This window comes from Marinomonas fungiae, assembly GCF_001418205.1.
Classification (GTDB): Bacteria; Pseudomonadota; Gammaproteobacteria; order Pseudomonadales; family Marinomonadaceae; genus Marinomonas; species Marinomonas fungiae.
The window spans coordinates 172,240-190,576 of sequence record NZ_LIQF01000008.1; the positions used below are offsets into that span (position 1 = coordinate 172,240).

Annotated in this window: 16 protein-coding genes and 1 rRNA gene; all 17 read left to right on the plus strand. The window is 46.1% G+C overall.

All coding sequences use genetic code 11. The features are described from left to right. The first annotated feature begins 67 nt into the window (after positions 1-67). The gene (gene tsf, locus ASC49_RS13350; RefSeq protein ID WP_055463745.1) at positions 68-928 is read left to right on the plus strand and encodes a translation elongation factor Ts; all 861 of its coding nucleotides are present in this window, start codon (positions 68-70) and stop codon (positions 926-928) included. Positions 929-1,046: 118 nt separating this feature from the next. Continuing rightward, positions 1,047-1,769 carry a UMP kinase gene (gene pyrH / locus ASC49_RS13355; protein WP_055463746.1) on the plus strand — a complete coding sequence of 241 codons (723 nt, stop codon included), beginning with the start codon at positions 1,047-1,049 and terminating at the stop codon, positions 1,767-1,769. A 7-nt stretch (positions 1,770-1,776) separates the two neighbouring features. Continuing rightward, positions 1,777-2,334: a ribosome recycling factor gene (gene frr, locus ASC49_RS13360; RefSeq protein WP_055463747.1), complete on the plus strand. Its 558-nt coding sequence runs from the start codon at positions 1,777-1,779 to the stop codon at positions 2,332-2,334. Positions 2,335-2,387: 53 nt separating this feature from the next. Next, the gene (gene uppS, locus ASC49_RS13365) at positions 2,388-3,116 is read left to right on the plus strand and encodes a polyprenyl diphosphate synthase (protein WP_055463748.1); all 729 of its coding nucleotides are present in this window, start codon (positions 2,388-2,390) and stop codon (positions 3,114-3,116) included. Between the two features lie 5 nt (positions 3,117-3,121). Next, positions 3,122-3,925: a phosphatidate cytidylyltransferase gene (locus ASC49_RS13370; protein ID WP_055463749.1), complete on the plus strand. Its 804-nt coding sequence runs from the start codon at positions 3,122-3,124 to the stop codon at positions 3,923-3,925. After that, positions 3,925-5,094: a 1-deoxy-D-xylulose-5-phosphate reductoisomerase gene (ispC, locus tag ASC49_RS13375; protein ID WP_055463750.1), complete on the plus strand. Its 1,170-nt coding sequence runs from the start codon at positions 3,925-3,927 to the stop codon at positions 5,092-5,094. The genes ASC49_RS13370 and ispC overlap by 1 nt, the downstream gene beginning before the upstream one ends. 1 nt (position 5,095) lies before the next feature. Continuing rightward, entirely contained in the window at positions 5,096-6,442 is a 1,347-nt protein-coding gene (gene rseP / locus ASC49_RS13380; RefSeq protein ID WP_055463751.1) for an RIP metalloprotease RseP, read from the plus strand. A gap of 10 nt (positions 6,443-6,452) precedes the next feature. Beyond that, positions 6,453-8,762, plus strand: a complete 2,310-nt coding sequence (gene bamA, locus ASC49_RS13385) for an outer membrane protein assembly factor BamA (protein ID WP_245624717.1) — start codon at positions 6,453-6,455, stop codon at positions 8,760-8,762. 17 nt (positions 8,763-8,779) lie between these two features. After that, entirely contained in the window at positions 8,780-9,274 is a 495-nt protein-coding gene (locus ASC49_RS13390) for an OmpH family outer membrane protein (protein WP_055463753.1), read from the plus strand. A 3-nt stretch (positions 9,275-9,277) separates the two neighbouring features. After that, positions 9,278-10,312, plus strand: coding sequence for a UDP-3-O-(3-hydroxymyristoyl)glucosamine N-acyltransferase (gene lpxD, locus ASC49_RS13395; RefSeq protein ID WP_055463754.1), 1,035 nt, complete (start codon positions 9,278-9,280; stop codon positions 10,310-10,312). 7 nt (positions 10,313-10,319) lie between these two features. Beyond that, positions 10,320-10,757 (plus strand): 3-hydroxyacyl-ACP dehydratase FabZ, encoded by a 438-nt coding sequence (fabZ, locus tag ASC49_RS13400; protein WP_055463755.1) that lies wholly within the window; start codon positions 10,320-10,322, stop codon positions 10,755-10,757. Next, a complete protein-coding gene (lpxA, locus tag ASC49_RS13405; protein WP_211262062.1) occupies positions 10,758-11,534 on the plus strand; it encodes an acyl-ACP--UDP-N-acetylglucosamine O-acyltransferase in 777 nt (258 codons plus the stop codon). 66 nt (positions 11,535-11,600) lie between these two features. Further along, positions 11,601-12,737: a lipid-A-disaccharide synthase gene (gene lpxB / locus ASC49_RS13410; protein WP_055463773.1), complete on the plus strand. Its 1,137-nt coding sequence runs from the start codon at positions 11,601-11,603 to the stop codon at positions 12,735-12,737. Then, complete coding sequence (gene rnhB, locus ASC49_RS13415; RefSeq protein WP_072242115.1) at positions 12,730-13,338, plus strand: ribonuclease HII; 609 nt, start codon at positions 12,730-12,732, stop codon at positions 13,336-13,338. Before lpxB ends, rnhB begins: the two co-directional genes overlap by 8 nt. 4 nt (positions 13,339-13,342) lie before the next feature. After that, positions 13,343-16,813 carry a DNA polymerase III subunit alpha gene (gene dnaE / locus ASC49_RS13420; RefSeq protein WP_055463756.1) on the plus strand — a complete coding sequence of 1,157 codons (3,471 nt, stop codon included), beginning with the start codon at positions 13,343-13,345 and terminating at the stop codon, positions 16,811-16,813. A gap of 112 nt (positions 16,814-16,925) precedes the next feature. Next, positions 16,926-17,873 (plus strand): acetyl-CoA carboxylase carboxyl transferase subunit alpha, encoded by a 948-nt coding sequence (accA, locus tag ASC49_RS13425; RefSeq protein ID WP_055463757.1) that lies wholly within the window; start codon positions 16,926-16,928, stop codon positions 17,871-17,873. A 397-nt stretch (positions 17,874-18,270) separates the two neighbouring features. After that, positions 18,271-18,337: ribosomal RNA gene (locus ASC49_RS13430) — 16S ribosomal RNA — on the plus strand; the annotation flags it as partial.

An 18,337-nucleotide genomic window follows, 5' to 3' on the forward strand; every position in this document is an offset into this window, starting at 1 on the left:
GTTTATAAAAGGGGAGAGTGTGCTCTCTCCTTTTTTTAAATTTTGTTATCGTACAAGGGGAATTGACATGGCCGCAGTATCTGCAGCAATGGTAAAAGAACTACGTGAACGCACTGGTCTAGGCATGATGGAGTGTAAAAAAGCTCTAACTGCTGCTGGTGGCGACATTGAAGTAGCAATCGAAGAGCTACGTAAATCAAGTGGTATGAAAGCAGCTAAGAAAGCTGGTCGTACTGCTGCCGAAGGTACTATCATCATGAAAGTTGCTGATGATAACTCTTACGGTGTATTGGTTGAAATCAACTCTGAAACTGACTTCGCTTCGCGCGACGAAGGTTTCCTAGCATTCGCGAACAAAGTTGCTGACGTAGTTTTTGCTACTAAAGAAACTGACATGTCTGTAGTGATCACTGGTGAAATGCTAGAAGCTCGCGAAGCTCTAGTGCAGAAAATCGGTGAAAACATTACACCACGTCGTGCAGTGATCATTGAAGGTGGTCTAGTTGCTGGTTACCTACATAGCAACGGTCAAATCGCGACTCTAGTTCAGCTAGATGGCGGCAGTGATGAGCTAGCGAAAGATATTGCTATGCACGTAACAGCTGTTAACCCACGTGTTGTTCGTGGTGAAGATATGCCTGCTGAAGTTCTTACTAAAGAAGAAGAAATCATCCGCGCTCAACCAGATATGGCTGGTAAGCCAGCTGAAATCGTTGACAAGATGATTGGTGGTCGTATTAAGAAATTCTTGGCTGAAAACAGCCTAAATGACCAGCCATTCGTTAAGAACCCAGAAGTTAAAGTTGGCCAACTAGCAAAAGATGCTGGTGCTACTGTAACTTCTTTCGTTCGTATCGAAGTAGGTGAAGGTATCGAAGTTGCGGAAGTAGACTTCGCTGCTGAGGTTGCTGCTCAACTTAAAGGCTAATTGCTTATTAAGTTTTTGAGTATAATAAGGGGCAGCTAGACTGCCCCTTTTTATGAATAGCCTATTGAGGTGCGATCCATCTCAATACATCACTTCTCACCATGACCGGAGGTTCTAAATGCCTAAAGAAAAAAACTCAAAATACAAACGAATTTTGTTGAAATTAAGCGGCGAAGCGCTGCAAGGCGATGAAACCTTTGGTATCGATCCAAAAGTGTTGAGCCGTATTGCGCTTGAGATCGGTCAATTGCGTGGTATCGGTGTGGAAGTCGGGATTGTTATCGGTGGTGGTAACTTATTCCGTGGTCAAGCCTTGAGTCAGGCGGGTATGGACCGTGTGACGGGTGATCATATGGGTATGTTGGCAACGGTTATGAACGCACTCGCGATGCGTGATGCCCTTGAGCGTGCAAACATTTCGACACGTGTTATGTCTGCGATCACAATGACTGGCATCGTCGAGCCGTACGATCGTCGTCGAGCGATGCGTCACCTAAAAGATGGTGATGTGGTTATTTTCTCTGCTGGTACAGGTAATCCGTTCTTTACAACGGACTCTGCTGCGTGTTTACGTGGTATTGAGATCGATGCAGATGTTGTGCTGAAAGCGACAAAAGTAGATGGTGTGTATTCTGCTGATCCGATGAAGGATCCAAATGCAGTGAAATATGATACATTAACTTTCGATGAAGTTTTGGAAAAACAGTTAGGCGTCATGGATTTAACGGCTATCTGTCTAACTCGTGACCATCAAATGCCAGTTCGAGTATTTAACATGAATAAGCCAGGGGCTCTGATTAATATCATGACCGGTGGCGACGAAGGTACCGTTATTAAGTGAGGAAATAATGATTAACGAGATTTTAAAAGATGCGGAAGAGCGCATGGGCAAGGCGGTTGTTGCCGTAGATAACGCGTTTAAAAAGATTCGTACAGGTCGCGCGCACCCAAGCCTTTTAGATCCTATCAAAGTGAACTACTACGGTAGCGAAACTCCTCTTAACCAAGTAGCAAACGTTACCGTTGAAGACGCTCGTACATTGGGTGTCACTCCATGGGAAGGTAACATGGTGTCTGTGATTGAAAAGGCTATCATGAAGTCTGATCTAGGCTTGAACCCTTCTACGACAGGTAACCTTATCCGTATTCCTCTGCCAGCATTGACAGAAGAAACACGTGGTAATTACTACAAACAAGCTAAGTCTGAAGCGGAAAACGGCCGTATTGCAATCCGTAATATTCGTCGTGATGCGAACAATAGCTTAAAAGACCTAGTGAAAGAAAAAGAGATTTCTGAAGACGAAGAACGTCGAGGCCAAGATCAAGTTCAAAAATTAACAGACAAATACATCGCTCAAATCGAAGAGCATTTGGCTGCGAAAGAAAAAGATCTAATGGCAATCTAAGTAAAAAGGCAGGTGCCATGCGGCGCCTGCCTTTTTTCTGACTAGGTAATTCTATGTCGAACCAAACGTTGGCTGTTGAGAGCCAATCTGTCCCTGCTCACGTGGCCATTATTATGGATGGCAATAATCGCTGGGCGAAGAAAAAGCATTTACCAAGTATCGCAGGTCATCGGGCTGGTGCGGCAGCTGTTCGTAAAACGGTGGAGTCGGCCGCGCGCTGCGGTGTCAAAGTGCTAACTTTGTTTGCTTTCTCAAGTGAGAACTGGAAGCGCCCTCAAGCGGAGGTTGACGGCTTGATGGGGCTGTTTATGCGTTCTTTAAAAAAAGAAGCAAAACGTCTGAATGAGCATGCTATTAAGTTGCTTGTCGTGGGTGATAAAACAGGCTTCAGTGCAGGGTTGCAAGAGCAAATTGCGCTGGCTGAGCAGGCCACGGCAGACAATCAAGGTATGGTATTAGCCATTGCTGCTAACTACGGTGGTCGTTGGGATATTGCTCAAGCTGCGCAAACACTTGCTCAGCAAGTCGCGGCAGGGGAAATATTGCCAAGCGATATCACGGAAGAAGCCCTTGGTCAGCATGTTTGCTTGGCTGGATTGCCAGAGTTGGACTTGATAATACGCACTTCTGGAGAAGAGCGTGTGAGTAACTTCTTATTGTGGCAGCTTGCTTACGCTGAGTTTATTTTTATGCCAGTGCTTTGGCCGGATTTTGATGGCGCACACTTTGAGGAAGCACTGATGACTTATCAACAACGTCAACGACGATACGGTGGGCGATAGTTATTATGCTTTTACCAAGAGTTCTTAGCGCAATCGTGATGGCGCTGTTGTTTATCTATGCGGTGTTTGTTTTAGAAGCATCAGGGTTTCAATTTGCCATGGGGGGGGTGGTGCTCTTGGCCGGTTGGGAGTGGGCTCGTTTATCGGGGATTACTCGCCAGCAGGGGCGTATTGCTTTCGCCGGATTAGTCGGCACTTTATGTTATGGCATTGCCATTTTTGATCTACAGCGTGCCATTCTTTGGGTTGCTCCCGTTTTATGGTTAATCGCCTTATTTTGGGTGATTAATTACCCTACTGAAAAAGGTTGGCAGTCTCGCTTTAGTCGTATTTTATTTGGTTTGTTGGTTTTAGTAACCACTTGGTCTGCATTAGTCGTGCTGCGCGATTCGAATGAATTTGTGGTGTGGGTATTGTTACTTATGGGGTTGATTTGGGGGGCTGATTCTGGTGCTTATTTTTCCGGTAAAGCTTTTGGTAGACGTAAACTTGCACCAAAAGTCTCTCCAGGTAAGTCCTGGGAAGGTGTGATCGGCGGGTTGATTGTTACCCAAGTTGGTGTGGCGCTATTTGCTTTTTTTGATCCCACTGGTGTGATCTCTTGGCCGCTATTGTCATTAACTGCGTTGGTGACGGTGATGACATCTGTATTGGGCGATTTAACGGAAAGCCTTTTTAAACGTCACGAATCGCTGAAAGACTCTAGTCAACTGATTCCCGGTCATGGTGGTGTGATGGATAGAGTAGACAGCTTGACGTCTGCAGCACCAATTTATGTATTGTTACTGAGCTTTGTAGGTTGGGTATGATGCAAAAGATTTGTCTTCTTGGGGCAACTGGCTCAATCGGCCGCAGCACACTAGATGTTATTGCCCAGTACCCAGAGCAATTTGAGTTGATCAGTGTCGCAGCGAATGCCAGTGTGGCACGTATGGCGGAAATTTGCCGTCAGTTCAAACCGAAGCGAGCGGTCATGGGCTGTGCTCAAGCGCGTGATGAGTTAGCCGCTTTATGTGCTGATCTTGATACCCAGTTTGAATGGGGTAGCGAGGCCATGGAGAGTATTGCTAGTGACGATTGCGATCAGGTTATGGCAGCTATTATGGGGTTTGCGGGGTTGCGCCCCACGTTAGCGGCTATTCGAGCGGGTAAGCGCGTACTGTTAGCCAATAAAGAAAGTCTGGTTACCGCTGGTCGATTATTTATGGATGAGGTGGCAAAGCACAATGTGACCTTGATGCCTATCGACAGTGAGCATAATGCGATCTTTCAATGCTTACCGCAAAATGAATTCGGTGCGACCAAACGAGATGTGGCAAATATTTTACTGACAGCATCGGGCGGGCCTTTCCGAACTTTCTCCTATGATCAAATGCTGACGGTCACGCCAGCCCAAGCCTGTGCTCATCCAAACTGGTCAATGGGGCAAAAAATATCGGTAGATTCGGCAAGCTTAATGAACAAAGGCTTAGAATTAATTGAGGCTTGCTGGCTATTTGATGTGACACCTGCTGATGTTCAAGTGGTGGTGCATCCTGAAAGTATCATTCACTCAATGGTTGCTTATAAAGATGGCTCTGTTATTGCGCAAATGGGGAATCCGGATATGAAAATTCCGATTGCGTATGGTATGACATGGCCGGCGCGTATTGAAACCAACGTAGAGCCTTTAGACTTTTTTAAGGTTTCTCAATTAAATTTTGAAGCACCTGATTTGGAGCGTTTTCCAAATCTGAAACTTGCCAGCGAGGCGTGGTACCTCGGCGGGACTGCGATGGCCTGTTTAAATGCGGCCAATGAAGTGGCCGTTACGGCATTTTTAAAAGAGCAAATTGCATTTTTGGATATTGCTCGTTTAAATCAAAGAGTGCTTGAACACTCTGAGATTAAAGCTGTCAATGACTTGGAGGCAGTGTTTGCGGCGGACCAAGAGGCGCGAGCATTGGCGCAACAATTGATTGCTTCGGAGTTTGCATAACATGTTTGAAAATGCTTTATCTATCATCATTGCGCTGGGAGTGCTGATCACTTTCCATGAGTTTGGGCATTATTATGTTGCGCGCTTATGTGGTGTGAAGGTGCTGCGTTTTTCAGTAGGCTTTGGTAAGCCAATTTATACATACACGGCTAAATCTGGCACCGAGTTCACCTTAGCGATGATTCCGCTAGGGGGCTACGTACGTATGCTCGATGGCCGTGAAGGTAATGTGCCTGAGGCGTTAAAAAGTCAGGCCTTTAACAATAAAAATGTGTGGCAGCGTATTGCGATCGTCGCTGCAGGCCCCATTGCCAACTTTATTTTGGCGATTGTCGTGTACGCTGCGGTAGCAGGAATGGGGCTTCAAGCGCTGGCTCCAAAACTGGCTTCAATCACAGATAATTCGCCTCTAGCCCAAACTCAAATTGAGGTGGGTGCAGAGATCACTCAAGTTAATGGTGTGCGTACACACTCTTGGGAAGATGTAAATTTAGCGTTAGCGGACTTGATTGGTCAGACGGGGCGCTATAGTGTTCGTTACTTACCGGCGGATAGCACCATTGAAGAAGAGGGTGACTTCACCCTTAATCGTTGGTTGGCGGGGGAGGAACCAAGCAATTTAATCTCGCGTTTTGGTGCTGAGCCTTGGCGTCCAAGGGTGGTTCCAACCATTGCCGATGTCGTCGACGGTGGTGCGGCGCAAACAGCAGGTTTCAAAGCTGGTGATACGGTTTTGGCTATCAATGGAGAGAAGGTAGTAGATTGGCAAAGCTTTGTTGTTTGGGTTCAAAAGAGTCCAGCCGCACAGCTCAACGTCTTAGTGGAGCGCAATGGACAGCAGCAAACGTTGTTGCTGACGCCAGCTTCTCGAGAGTTAGATGGCGTGGCGACAGGATTTGCAGGTCTAGCAGTAGCACCGCCAGAGTTATCCTCGGAAGATCTTCGCACCCGTGAATTTGGCTTTTGGGGCTCGGCAGTTTATGGTGTGCAACAGACTTGGCAAATGACGACCTTGACTGTTTCTTCCATTGGTAAAATGCTACAGGGGCTGATCTCTCTTGATAACTTGTCAGGTCCTATTACGATTGCCAAAGTAGCGAGTGCATCCGCTGACTCTGGTTTGCAATCCTTTTTGAAATTTGTGGCTTACCTTAGTGTGAGCCTTGGTGTGTTAAATTTATTGCCGATCCCCATGCTTGATGGTGGGCATTTGCTGTTTTTTGGGATAGAAGCCGTACGACGTAAGCCTGTTTCTGAACGTATTCAAGGGTTTGCTTATCGTATTGGAGCATCATTGCTGTTTGCGATGATGGCCGTTGCTTTATTTAATGATATTGCCCGCTTGTAGAGAGGTATATGTGAGAGTCTTTGTAGCATCAGTATTAGCAATTTGTAGTGCTCAAAGTTATGCGAAGACAGTTGCAGATGTTCGTGTAGACGGCCTATTGCAGATGTCACCCACACGTGCATTCGAGACCATCGGCTTTCAGCAAGGTCAGGGGTATGATTCCTCAAGAGTGCATGAAGCGGTTAGTAACCTTTTTGCAACAGGCTATTTTAGTGATATTGAAGTCTTTGAAGAAGACAATGTTGTTATTTTCAAAGTAGTTGAGCGTCCAACCATTGGTCAGATTAAGATCGATGGTAATGATATGATCTCGACTGAAGATTTGCAGCGAGGTTTGCGCTTATCTGGTTTGGAAGAGGGGGAGTTGTACAAGCCTGAAACCCTGAATCAGATTCAGCAAGAGTTGCAGCGCCAGTATTACGCTTTGGGGCGTTACAGCGCTCAGGTAGAAATGTCGGTAGAGCAACTGCCTCGAAACCGTGTGGCTCTTAATATTAATATTGAAGAAGGCGTTACCGCTAAGATCGTCCATATTAATATTGTGGGCAATAAACACTTCGCTGACGAAGAGTTAACGGATAAATTCCAATCAGCAGAAACGGGTTACTTTAACCCATTCAGCTCTGCTGATGAGTATTCTAAGCAAAAGATTCAGGGCGATTTGGAAACACTTCGTAGCTTTTATTTAGACCGAGGCTATTTGGATTTTGAGCTGATTTCAAACCAAGTCAGTGTGTCTGCTGATAAGCGTGAAGTTTACGTCGTTGTAAACATTGTTGAAGGTGAATCCTACTCCATCAATGATGTTTCGCTAAGTGGTTCTTTGCCAATCAGTGAAGACCGTATTTGGAAGCACATCAATCAGAAAACGGGTGATGTCTTCTCGCGTAAGCAAACGACCGATATTATGGAAGCCTTATCGGGTGAGCTAGGGGATAGTGGTTATTTATTTACCAATGTCAACATCATCCCGAACAAGCTACCAGGCAACAAGGTTGATTTAACATACCATATTGCACCTGGTCCCAAGGTGTATGTTCGCCGCATCAATTTTAGCGGTAACTCGGAAACTAAAGACGAAGTATTGCGTCGTGAAATGACTCAGTTTGAAGGTGCTTTGGCGACCCATAGTAAAATTCAAGCGTCTAAGCGTGCTATTGAGCGTTTAGGGTTCTTCTCAACCGTTGATCTGAAAACTCGTCCTGTACCTGGTACGGTTGATCAAGTTGATTTGGATGTCGTGGTAGAAGAGCAGCCTTCTGGCAGTATTCAGGCTAGTATCGGGTATTCTCAAGCAGAGGGTACAGTGCTCGGCTTTGGTATTTCTAAGCGTAACTTCTTGGGGACTGGTAATAAGCTTGGTTTCAATATGAGCCGCAGTAATCAGACGCAAGACTTTACATTGTCCTATGACAACCCCTATTTCACTGTGGATGGCGTCAGTCGTGGCTACAGCTTGTTCTATCAAGTAAGTGATCACGATGAAGACGATGTGGAAGATTACGACCTAGACCGTATTGGTGCCTCAGTAAACTTCGGCTACCCAATTACCGACACGCAGCGTTTAAGCTTTGGTGTGACGGTTAAGAATACTGGTGTTGATCTTGGTGCCAACCCTTCTTTGGAAACGCAGGCTTACTTAGATACCTACGGCGATTCCTTTGATGACGTAATTGCCAACATTGCTTGGAGTGATAACGATATAGTGGGTGGTTTGCTGCCAACAGGTGGTGTCAGCCATCGAATTACGTTGGACGTTGCGACACCTTTGGGTGACCAAACTTATGCCAAGATTGGTGCACTTTCTCAAGCTTATTGGAATCTAAGCGAAAATAACTTGTGGCTCTTCCATTTGAAAGGGCGTGCGGGCTATGGTTTCGGTTACGGAGATACCGATCGCTTGCCTTTCTTTGAAAACTATTACGCTGGTGGCGTTTACTCTGTTCGTGGTTTTAGTGCTTCGTCGCTCGGTCCTCGAAACACCTATAGCGATAATACGCCTACGGATTCGATCGGTGGTAATATGCTGTTGACGGCCACGGCGGAGATTATTTTCCCAATGCCAATGGTTGAGGATCACAGTTCTGTGCGTACATCGATTTTCTTGGATGCGGGTAACGTATATACAGACTACTGTTTCACAGGTAGTACGAGCTGTCAGGAAGGTTTCGATGTCGGTGAAATTCGTTACAGTGTTGGTTTCAACTGGACTTGGATTACGCCGATTGCACCACTGTCATTTAACATTGCTAAGACGTTAAACGATAAAGAAGGTGATGAGACAGATGTATTCCAATTTCAGCTAGGCACAACCTTCTAACAGGGTAAGGATTCAAAATGAAGAAGTTTTTGGGGATGACTGTTGCGGCCTTGCTAAGCGTTAACGTTATGGCCTCTGAAATAGCAGTATTGGATTTCCGTGCTGCACTTTTACAAAGTAATGCAGGGCAAAAAGCAGCACAAGCGCCACGTCAGCAAGTTGAACAAATGAAAGCGCGCTTAGAGCAAGAGAACCGTACGCTGAAGGATATGGTAGAGAGCCTTAAGCGGGATGAGTTGACGTTATCTGCAGATGAGTTAGCTAAGCGTCGTGGCGATGTGAACAAAAAGCAAGCTCAATTGCGCCAAATGGTTGCTGCAATGCAGCAGCAGGCGCAGCAGATGGAGCAGCAATTAATTCAGGACCTAACGCCTAAGGGTGAAGCGGCTTTGAAAGAGCTTATTGATGAGCGTAAGCTGGATGCAGTTATCTCTCGTCAGGCTGCCATCTACACGAACGAATCTGTTGATATCACAGCAGAGCTGATCGAAAAATTAAACAAAGAGAAGTAGTGGATGGGTTATACCCTTTCAGATATCGCCGCCCACGTAGGCGGCGAGTTATTTGGTGATCCTGAATACGTTGTTACGTCATTGGGAACATTGGATCATGCTGATGCTGATCAGCTTACCTTTCTGTCTAATCCTAAATTTGCTGATCGGTTGGCTGACTCTGAGGCTGGCGCAGTATTATTGCGCAACCAAGCAGATGCTGATCAAGTTCGTAATGCCATTCTTGTCCGTAACCCTTATTTAGCATTTGCCCAAGCCACGCAACTGTTTCTTGCTCAAGAGCAGGGATGGCAGGACTCGATTCACCCTTCTGCGGTCATTCATGAAACGGCTGTTGTCGCCGAGGGTGTCGTGGTCGGCCCTAATGTTACTGTGGGCGCCTATTCCAACTTGGCGGCTGGTTGTTATATTGGTGCCGGTAGCGTTATAGGGGAAGGTGTTAAAATCGGAGAAAACACTCGACTTGCTGCTAATGTAACTTTTTATGACCGTGTTGTTGTTGGTGCACGCTGTATTATTCACAGTGGCGCAGTAATTGGTGGTGATGGGTTTGGTTTTGCGCCTCACGAAGGTGCATGGGTGAAAATTCATCAGCTTGGCAGTGTTACGATTGGCGATGATGTTGAAATCGGTGCGAACACAACGGTGGACTGTGGTGCCATCGAAAATACCAAGATCGGTAATGGTGTCAAAATTGATAACCTCGTACAAATTGCTCACAACGTCGTAATCGGCGATAATAGCGCGATTGCAGGTTGTGTAGGCATTGCAGGCAGTGCTGTCATTGGTAAAAACTGCACTATTGCCGGAGGGGCGGGCTTAGCGGGGCACATTACCTTAGTGGATAATGTTCATATTACGGCGATGAGTTTAGTGACTCGCTCGATAGATACCCCTGGATCTTACTCTTCTGGAACCGCTTTGGACTCAACCCAAAAGTGGCGTAAATCTGCCGCTCGTTTACGTCGTATTGAGAACATGGCTGTGCAAATTTCAAAATTGGAAAAACAAGTTAATACGCTTTTAACAAAAGGTTAATGCATAAATGATGGATGTGAATGAAATTCGCCGTTACTTACCCCACCGTTACCCGTTCTTGTTGGTGGATCGTGTAGTGGAATTGACACCTGGGGAATCAGTTGTAGCGTACAAAAACGTGACGGTAAATGAACCGTTTTTTAACGGTCACTTCCCAGATCATCCAGTAATGCCTGGTGTTTTGATTATCGAAGCGATGGCTCAAGCAGCCGGTATCCTAGGCTTTAAAACAATGGATAAAACGCCTCAAGATGGTTCAATCTACTACTTCGTAGGTGCTGATAATACTCGTTTTAAGCGTCCTGTTGTGCCAGGTGATCGCCTTCAGCTTGAAGCGAAAATCTTAACTGAGCGTCGCGGAATTTGGAAATTTGAGGTGAAGGCATCTGTTGAAGGTGAACTTGTTTGTTCTTCTACAATCCTATGTGCTGACAGGAAGCTATAAGTGTTGATACATCCAACTGCGATAGTTGATCCAAAAGCTGAACTAGACAGTGATGTTGAAATCGGCCCATTTTGCATTGTCGGCCCCGACGTGCAGATTGGCGCCGGTACGGTGTTGAAGTCTCACGTTGTGGTGAATGGTCATACCACCATTGGCCAACATAATGAGATTTATCAGTTTGCTTCCGTTGGTGAAGCAAACCAAGATAAGAAATACAAGGGTGAGCCGACACGTTTGGTTATTGGCGACAGAAATGTGATTCGAGAGAACGCAACTCTTCACCGTGGAACTGTTCAGGACCAAGGTGTTACACAAATTGGTCATGGCAATTTGTTCATGGCGAGCACTCACGTAGGCCACGATTGTGTGGTTGGTAACAATAACATCCTAGCAAACTACGCGGCTTTAGCCGGTCACGTCAAAGTAGGCGACTCTGTGATTTTAGGTGGTTACACTGGCATCCACCAATTTTGCCAAGTCAACTCCTTCAGCATGTGTGGCATGGGCTCTATGGTAACTAAGGATGTACCGCGCTATGTGATGGTGTCGGGTGACCCAGCCAAGGCGCATGGTATGAACTTTGAAGGTATGCGTCGACGGGGCATGCCTGCGGATGTCATTAAAGCACTTCGCTCTGCTTACAAGATGGTGTACATCAAAGGTATGCCTCTTGAACATGCATTGAGTGAGATTGAAGCAAGTGATATTTATCGTATTCAAGAAGTGGCCGATTTTGTGATCTCTATTCGTCAGTCTAATCGCGGCATTGTCCGATAGGTGATGGCTGGCTCAAAAGAAACCCCGATTTCGTCGGGGTTTTTTTATGAAGGTGAAATGTATTCTATGCAAAAACGATTTGTGATGGTGGCAGGTGAAGCTTCTGGCGATATCCTAGGAGCGAATTTAATTGAGCATTTGCAGCAGCGTTTTCCAGACGCCATTTTTGAAGGCATTGGTGGACCATTAATGATCGAGAAAGGCTTCCATAGTTTATTTCCTATGGAGCGCTTGTCTGTCATGGGGTTGGTTGAAGTGCTTGGTCGTTTGCGCGAATTGTTGGGCATTCGTAAGAGTATTATGAATCATTGCTTAGAGCGTGATGTCACTGCTTTTATCGGTATCGACTCTCCTGATTTTAATTTGCCTTTAGCGCGTAAGCTACGTCAGAAAGGGCTTAAGACTATCCATTATGTTAGTCCCTCTGTTTGGGCTTGGCGTCAGAAACGAATCTTCAAAATAAAGCAATCGGTCGATTTGATGCTGACTTTGTTTCCCTTTGAATTGGATATCTATCAACAGCATCAAGTGCCAGCTGTATGTGTAGGGCATACCTTAGCCGATGAAGTGCCGTTGGAAAGTAGTAAGCAGCTGGCTCGCGAGCGTTTAGGTGTCTCTGTAGAAGATAATTGGTTTGCTATTTTGCCTGGTTCACGTGGTGGTGAGGTGAGCCGATTGATGCCTATTTTTGCTGAAACGATGAAAGTGATTCAGCAACAAGTCAATGGTGCTAAGTTTCTTATTCCTGCTGCCAATCAAGAGCGCCGAGTACAAATTGAAGCGATTTTGCGTGATACGGGGGTTCAGGCGACGGTGGTGGATGGCCAGTCGCGTACGGTAATGACTGCTGGCGAAGCGATATTGTTGGCTTCTGGGACTGCGGCCTTAGAGGCCATGTTGGTAAAACGCCCAATGGTTGTGGCATATCGCTTTACCAAACTAACTTACGCGATTATGAAGCGAATGATTAAAGTGCCCTATGTGTCTTTGCCTAATCTTTTGGCTCACAAGCGCTTAGTGCCTGAACTGCTGCAAGATGAAGCAACTCCGGTCAAGCTGGCCAATGCTTTGGTGGGAGAGTGGCACGACTATGCGCAAGATGCAGACATGCAAAAAACATTTTTAGAGCTGCATAAAATGTTGCGTAAAAATGCCGGTGAGGAAGCCGCACGAGCGATTGCCAAGGAGATTCGCAATGGCTGAGTTAGAGCCCTTTATCAGCCAATTATATGATGGTTTGTTGGTGGCGGGAGCTGATGAAGCAGGTCGTGGTCCATTAGCTGGAGATGTTGTCGCGGCGGCTGTGATCTTGGATCCTGAAAACCCCATCGTTGGATTAAACGACTCAAAGAAATTGTCTGAAAAGAAGCGTGAAGCTTTATTTGACGAGATCCAAACAAAAGCGTTAGCGTTTAGTGTGGCTCGCGCTTCAGTTGATGAAATTGACGAACTAAATATTTTGCACGCTAGCATGTTGGCGATGAAACGTGCCATTGAGACTTTATCAGTTCCGGCGGAGCATGCTTTGATTGATGGTAATCGCATCCCCAAAGAGCTTCCATGTCCTGCGGAAGCGGTAGTGAAAGGCGATGCACGCCATGCAGCGATAGCCGCCGCGTCGATCTTAGCCAAAGTAACCCGCGATCGCGAAATTGTCGCGTTGGATGCTCAGTACCCCGAATACGGTTTCGCAAAACATAAAGGTTACCCAACCGCTGTACATTTAGCAGCGATTCAAGAGCACGGTGTATGTGATATTCATCGACGTAGTTTTGGACCGGTTAAACGAATCTTAGAAGGTTAATCTCATGTCATCCTTTATTCACCTTAGAGTGCACACCGAGTTTTCCCTGGTTGATGGCTTGGTAAAGGTCAAAGGCCTCATTGCTCAAGCCGATAAAATGCAGATGCCAGCCGTGGCAATGTCTGATGAGAATAACCTGTGTGGTTTTGTGCGCTTCTACAAAGGTGCTATGGACAAAGGTATTAAGCCGATCTGTGGTGCAGACATCGTTTTAGAGGCAGAGGGGCTGATTGAGCAACGTACTCGTATGACGTTGTTAGCGATGTCGAATACCGGTTATAAGAACATCATTGAAGTGATTTCTAAAGGCTATCAGTTAGGTCAAGTGGAGGGGCGGCCTATCATCAAGCGTGAATGGGTGGCTGAGCATAATGAAGATGTGATTGCGCTATCGGGTGGAGTGAATGGTGATGTTGGTGTGTTACTCGCCAAAGGTCTTGAGAGTGAGGCGCGTCATTATCTTCAGCGCTGGATGGATACTTTTCCTGATCGTTATTACGCGGAGGTAGTGCGTACTCTTCGGGCTGGAGAAGAAGACTATATTCACGCAATCGTACCGCTGGCGGCAGAATTAGATTGTCCCGTTGTGGCGACTAACGATGTACGCTTTATTAAGCGTGAAGATTTTGAAGCCCATGAAGCACGTGTGTGTATCTACGATGGTGTAACCTTAGAAGACCCGCGTCGCCAGCACAAGTACACCGAAGAGCAGTACTTTAAATCTGCTGAAGAAATGGAAGAGTTGTTTTCGGATTTACCGGAAGCGATTGAAAACACGGTGGAGATTGCAAAGCGTTGTAACGTCGATGTCTTGTTAGGCAAATACTTCCTACCAGACTTCCCGGTACCAGAAGGCATGACCATGGAAGATTACTTCCGTGAGTTATCTCATAAAGGTCTAGAAGAGCGTTTTGAGCTCTTGGTGAAAAAATATGGCGATCGTATTGAGTCTCGTCGACAAGAATACATCGACCGTCTTAACTTTGAGCTCGATATTATCAACCAGATGGGGTTCCCAGGTTACTTCCTGATCGTAATGGACTTTATTCAATGGTCCAAGGATAACGATATTCCGGTTGGCCCTGGACGGGGTTCCGGTGCCGGTTCTTTGGTCGCTTATGCCCTGAAAATTACCGATCTTGATCCACTAGAATACGACTTGCTGTTCGAACGTTTCTTGAACCCAGAGCGTGTTTCCATGCCCGACTTCGATATCGACTTCTGTATGGAAAATCGCGACCGAGTGATTGATTACGTGGCCCGTCGCTATGGGCGTAATGCGGTATCGCAGATCATTACCTTTGGTCAGATGGCTGCGAAAGCGGTAGTGCGAGACGTGGCTCGAGTTCAGGGTAAATCCTATAGTCTAGGGGATAAGCTCTCTAAATTGATTCCGTTTGAAATCGGTATGACGCTTAAAAAAGCGCTGGAAGTTGAACCAGCGCTGGTTGAGTTTATCGAAGGTGATGAGGCGGCTGCGGAAGTTATGGATATGGCGTTCTCTCTAGAGGGGACGGTGCGTAACTTTGGTAAACACGCCGGTGGTGTAGTGATTGCCCCGACTAAACTGACTGACTTTGCACCGCTGTATTGTGAAGAAGATGGTACAGGCTTAGTTACTCAATACGATAAGAACGACGTTGAAGAAGCAGGTCTGGTTAAGTTTGACTTCTTAGGTCTGAAAACTCTAACCGTGGTTGACTGGGCCTTAAAAACGATTAACGACATTCATGCTAGGGAAGGGAAAGAGCCGCTTGACATCGCTCTGATCGATCTAGAAGACAAAGCTACTTACGACCTATTACAGCGTGCCGAAACCACCGCAGTATTCCAGCTGGAATCCCGTGGTATGAAAGAGTTGATCAAGAAGCTATTGCCATCGCGTTTTGAAGATATTATCGCCTTGGTAGCACTGTACCGTCCTGGCCCGCTTGGCTCAGGCATGGTGGATGACTTTATCAACCGTAAGCATGGCCGTGCCGAGCTTGCCTTCCCGCATCCTGACTATCAGCACGAAGATCTGATCCCCGTATTGGAGCCAACCTACGGTATTATCTTGTACCAAGAGCAAGTAATGCAGATCGCTCAGGTGTTGGCGAAATTTTCCCTAGGTGGCGCCGACTTGTTGCGTCGTGCCATGGGTAAGAAAAAGCCTGAGGTAATGGCTGAGCAGCGCTTGATTTTCATGGAGGGTGCTGCGAAGAACAACATTGATAAAGATCTTGCGGGTAACATCTTCGACTTGATGGAGAAATTCGCAGGTTACGGCTTTAACAAATCTCACTCTGCAGCTTATGCATTGGTTTCTTATCAAACCGCATGGCTGAAGCATCATTATCCGGCGCCGTTTATGGCTGCGGTATTATCTGCTGATATGCAGAACACGGATAAGATCGTTATCTTCGTGGAAGAATGCCGGGCTATGAACTTGACGGTAGATCTACCAAACGTGAACGAATCGGTTTACAAGTTTGCAGTAAACCGCAAAGGCGACATAGTTTACGGTCTTGGTGCGATTAAGGGTGTAGGGGAAGGTCCTATCGAAGCCATTGTGGAGGCTCGTAAAGAAGGCGAGTTTAAGCATATCTTTGACTTTTGTGAACGTGTTGGGCGTAAAATGAATAAGCGTGTCATGGAAGCCTTAGTGCGTTCTGGTGCTTTCGATGCGATCGGACCAAACCGTGCAACGCTGTTTGCGAGTATTGACGAAGCGCTAAAACGTGCGGATCAAAATGCTAAAAACCAAGATGCGGGGATGATGGACTTGTTTGGTATCGCAGTCGAAGAATCGACTGAAAATGCCTATGACGAAATCGGTGTTGTCCCTGAGTGGCATGGTCGCAAGCGCTTAGATGGTGAAAAGGATACTTTGGGACTATATGTAACCGGCCATCCAATTGATGATTATGAGAAAGAAATTCGTCGTTTTGCCCGTCAACGCATAGTTGATCTGCAGCCGAAACGTGAGACGCAGGTCATGGCAGGCCTGATTGTTGAGATGCGTATTACCAAGAGTAAACGCGGTGGCAATATTGCTTTTATTACTCTAGATGACCGCTCGGCACGTATTGAAGTGGCTGTGTTCCCTGATACCTTTGAAAGTGTTAAGCAATATTTAGTAAAAGACCAAGTTGTTGTCATCGAAGGTGAAATCAGTATTGACGAGTTTCGTGGTGGTCAAAAGGTATCTGCCCGTAATGTCTTGGATATGGCAACTGCCCGTATTCGTTATGTTGAAGCTCTGAGAATCGATTGGCTTGAACAAGATATTACACCACAAAATATTGATGCATTGGCAAGCTATATTGCTCCATACCGAGGCGATGGCTGTGATGTGGTGATTGGCTTTGAAACAAATCAGGCTACAGGGGATGTGAAGTTGGGGCCGCAATGGAAAATTCGCCCCGATGACGAATTAATTCACGAACTTGAAAAACATTACGGTAAACAAAAGGTGCAGTTAGTGTATACTTAGCGCCATTTTATCATTCTTTCACTCGCGTATCGTCAATGGAACGGCGCGATAGGATGTTCGAAGCTAGAACTTTCTGTAGAATATCAGGCAACTTAATAGCAGCGTGTAAAAAATGAATCTAGATTACTTACCTTTTGAGCAGCCAATTGCTGAGCTCGAACAAAAAATTGAAGAGTTACGACTTGTTGGCAATGACAATGATCTGAACATCAGTGAAGAGATCAGCCGACTAGAAGATAAAAAGATTACTCTGACGCAAAACCTATTCAGCAACCTAGGTGCGTGGGAAGTTTCTCAGTTGGCGCGTCACCCTAAGCGTCCTTACACACTGGATTACATTAAACATGTTTTCACAGACTTTGAAGAAATGCACGGTGACCGTCATTATGCAGATGACCGTGCTATTGTTGGTGGTGTAGCGCGTCTTGATGGCCGCCCTGTGATGGTGATTGGTCACCAAAAAGGTCGTGAAGTAAAAGAAAAAGTGATGCGTAACTTCGGCATGCCGCGCCCTGAAGGCTACCGTAAAGCGCTTCGCTTGATGGAAACCGCTGAGCGATTCAATATGCCAATCGTGACGCTCATCGACACACCTGGGGCCTACCCAGGTATCGGTGCAGAAGAGCGTGGTCAGAGTGAAGCGATTGCTTACAACCTTGCTGTGATGTCTCGTTTAAAAACACCAATCATCTCAACAGTCATCGGTGAAGGTGGTTCTGGTGGTGCGTTAGCGATTGGTGTTTGTGATGAGCTAATGATGCTGCAATACGGCACTTACTCGGTAATCTCACCTGAAGGTTGTGCGTCAATCCTTTGGAAGAGTGCAGATCGTGCATCCGATGCGGCGAAAGCAATGGGGATCACGGCTGATCGTCTACAAGAGCTTGGGTTTGTAGATACCATTCTTGAAGAGCCTCTTGGTGGCGCACATACTAGCCATGCGTTAATGGCTGAGCGTTACAAAGAAAATGTATTGGCTGCACTGGATCGACTAGAGTCGCTGACAACTGATGAGCTACTAGAACGTCGTTACAATCGTCTAATGTCTTACGGTCTGTAAGAGTTTTAGACAGAATGCTTAAAGGCCCGCGTCTTTACAAGACGCGGGCCTTTTGTTTTTAGTGATTCAAGAGGGGGCACATTCAAGCTTGTAAGTCTGCCCTAAAGATTCACAGCTTTTTTTGAAATTATTTCAAAAAGTGCTTGCGCTGAAAATTCTGATGCGTATTATACGCACCCACTGACACGGACAACGCTTCACAACAACGAAGCACACCGCGTCAGACGCTCTTTAAAATAGATAATCAGATAATTTGTGTGGGCGCTTGCTGGAGACTTCTCAAAAACTTTGAAGTCTTAAACAAGTGACCATGTCAATTCGCTTTACGTTCTTTAATCTTCGGGTTGAAGAATATAGTAAAAGTCAGACGTGATTCACGAGTTTGAGCAAACTTTTTAAACTGAAGAGTTTGATCATGGCTCAGATTGAACGCTGGCGGCAGGCTTAACACATGCAAGTCGAGC

What these genes read in the sequence shown, in the direction of transcription:
- tsf (WP_055463745.1), top strand. Translation starts at nt 68, where the DNA reads ATGGCCGCAGTATCTGCAGCAATGGTAAAAGAACTACGTGAACGCACT.
- accA (WP_055463757.1), top strand. Translation starts at nt 16,926, where the DNA reads ATGAATCTAGATTACTTACCTTTTGAGCAGCCAATTGCTGAGCTCGAA.
- ASC49_RS13390 (WP_055463753.1), top strand. Translation starts at nt 8,780, where the DNA reads ATGAAGAAGTTTTTGGGGATGACTGTTGCGGCCTTGCTAAGCGTTAAC.
- uppS (WP_055463748.1), top strand. Translation starts at nt 2,388, where the DNA reads ATGTCGAACCAAACGTTGGCTGTTGAGAGCCAATCTGTCCCTGCTCAC.
- pyrH (WP_055463746.1), top strand. Translation starts at nt 1,047, where the DNA reads ATGCCTAAAGAAAAAAACTCAAAATACAAACGAATTTTGTTGAAATTA.
- lpxD (WP_055463754.1), top strand. Translation starts at nt 9,278, where the DNA reads ATGGGTTATACCCTTTCAGATATCGCCGCCCACGTAGGCGGCGAGTTA.
- ASC49_RS13370 (WP_055463749.1), top strand. Translation starts at nt 3,122, where the DNA reads ATGCTTTTACCAAGAGTTCTTAGCGCAATCGTGATGGCGCTGTTGTTT.
- ispC (WP_055463750.1), top strand. Translation starts at nt 3,925, where the DNA reads ATGCAAAAGATTTGTCTTCTTGGGGCAACTGGCTCAATCGGCCGCAGC.
- rseP (WP_055463751.1), top strand. Translation starts at nt 5,096, where the DNA reads ATGTTTGAAAATGCTTTATCTATCATCATTGCGCTGGGAGTGCTGATC.
- rnhB (WP_072242115.1), top strand. Translation starts at nt 12,730, where the DNA reads ATGGCTGAGTTAGAGCCCTTTATCAGCCAATTATATGATGGTTTGTTG.
- frr (WP_055463747.1), top strand. Translation starts at nt 1,777, where the DNA reads ATGATTAACGAGATTTTAAAAGATGCGGAAGAGCGCATGGGCAAGGCG.
- lpxB (WP_055463773.1), top strand. Translation starts at nt 11,601, where the DNA reads ATGCAAAAACGATTTGTGATGGTGGCAGGTGAAGCTTCTGGCGATATC.
- fabZ (WP_055463755.1), top strand. Translation starts at nt 10,320, where the DNA reads ATGATGGATGTGAATGAAATTCGCCGTTACTTACCCCACCGTTACCCG.
- dnaE (WP_055463756.1), top strand. Translation starts at nt 13,343, where the DNA reads ATGTCATCCTTTATTCACCTTAGAGTGCACACCGAGTTTTCCCTGGTT.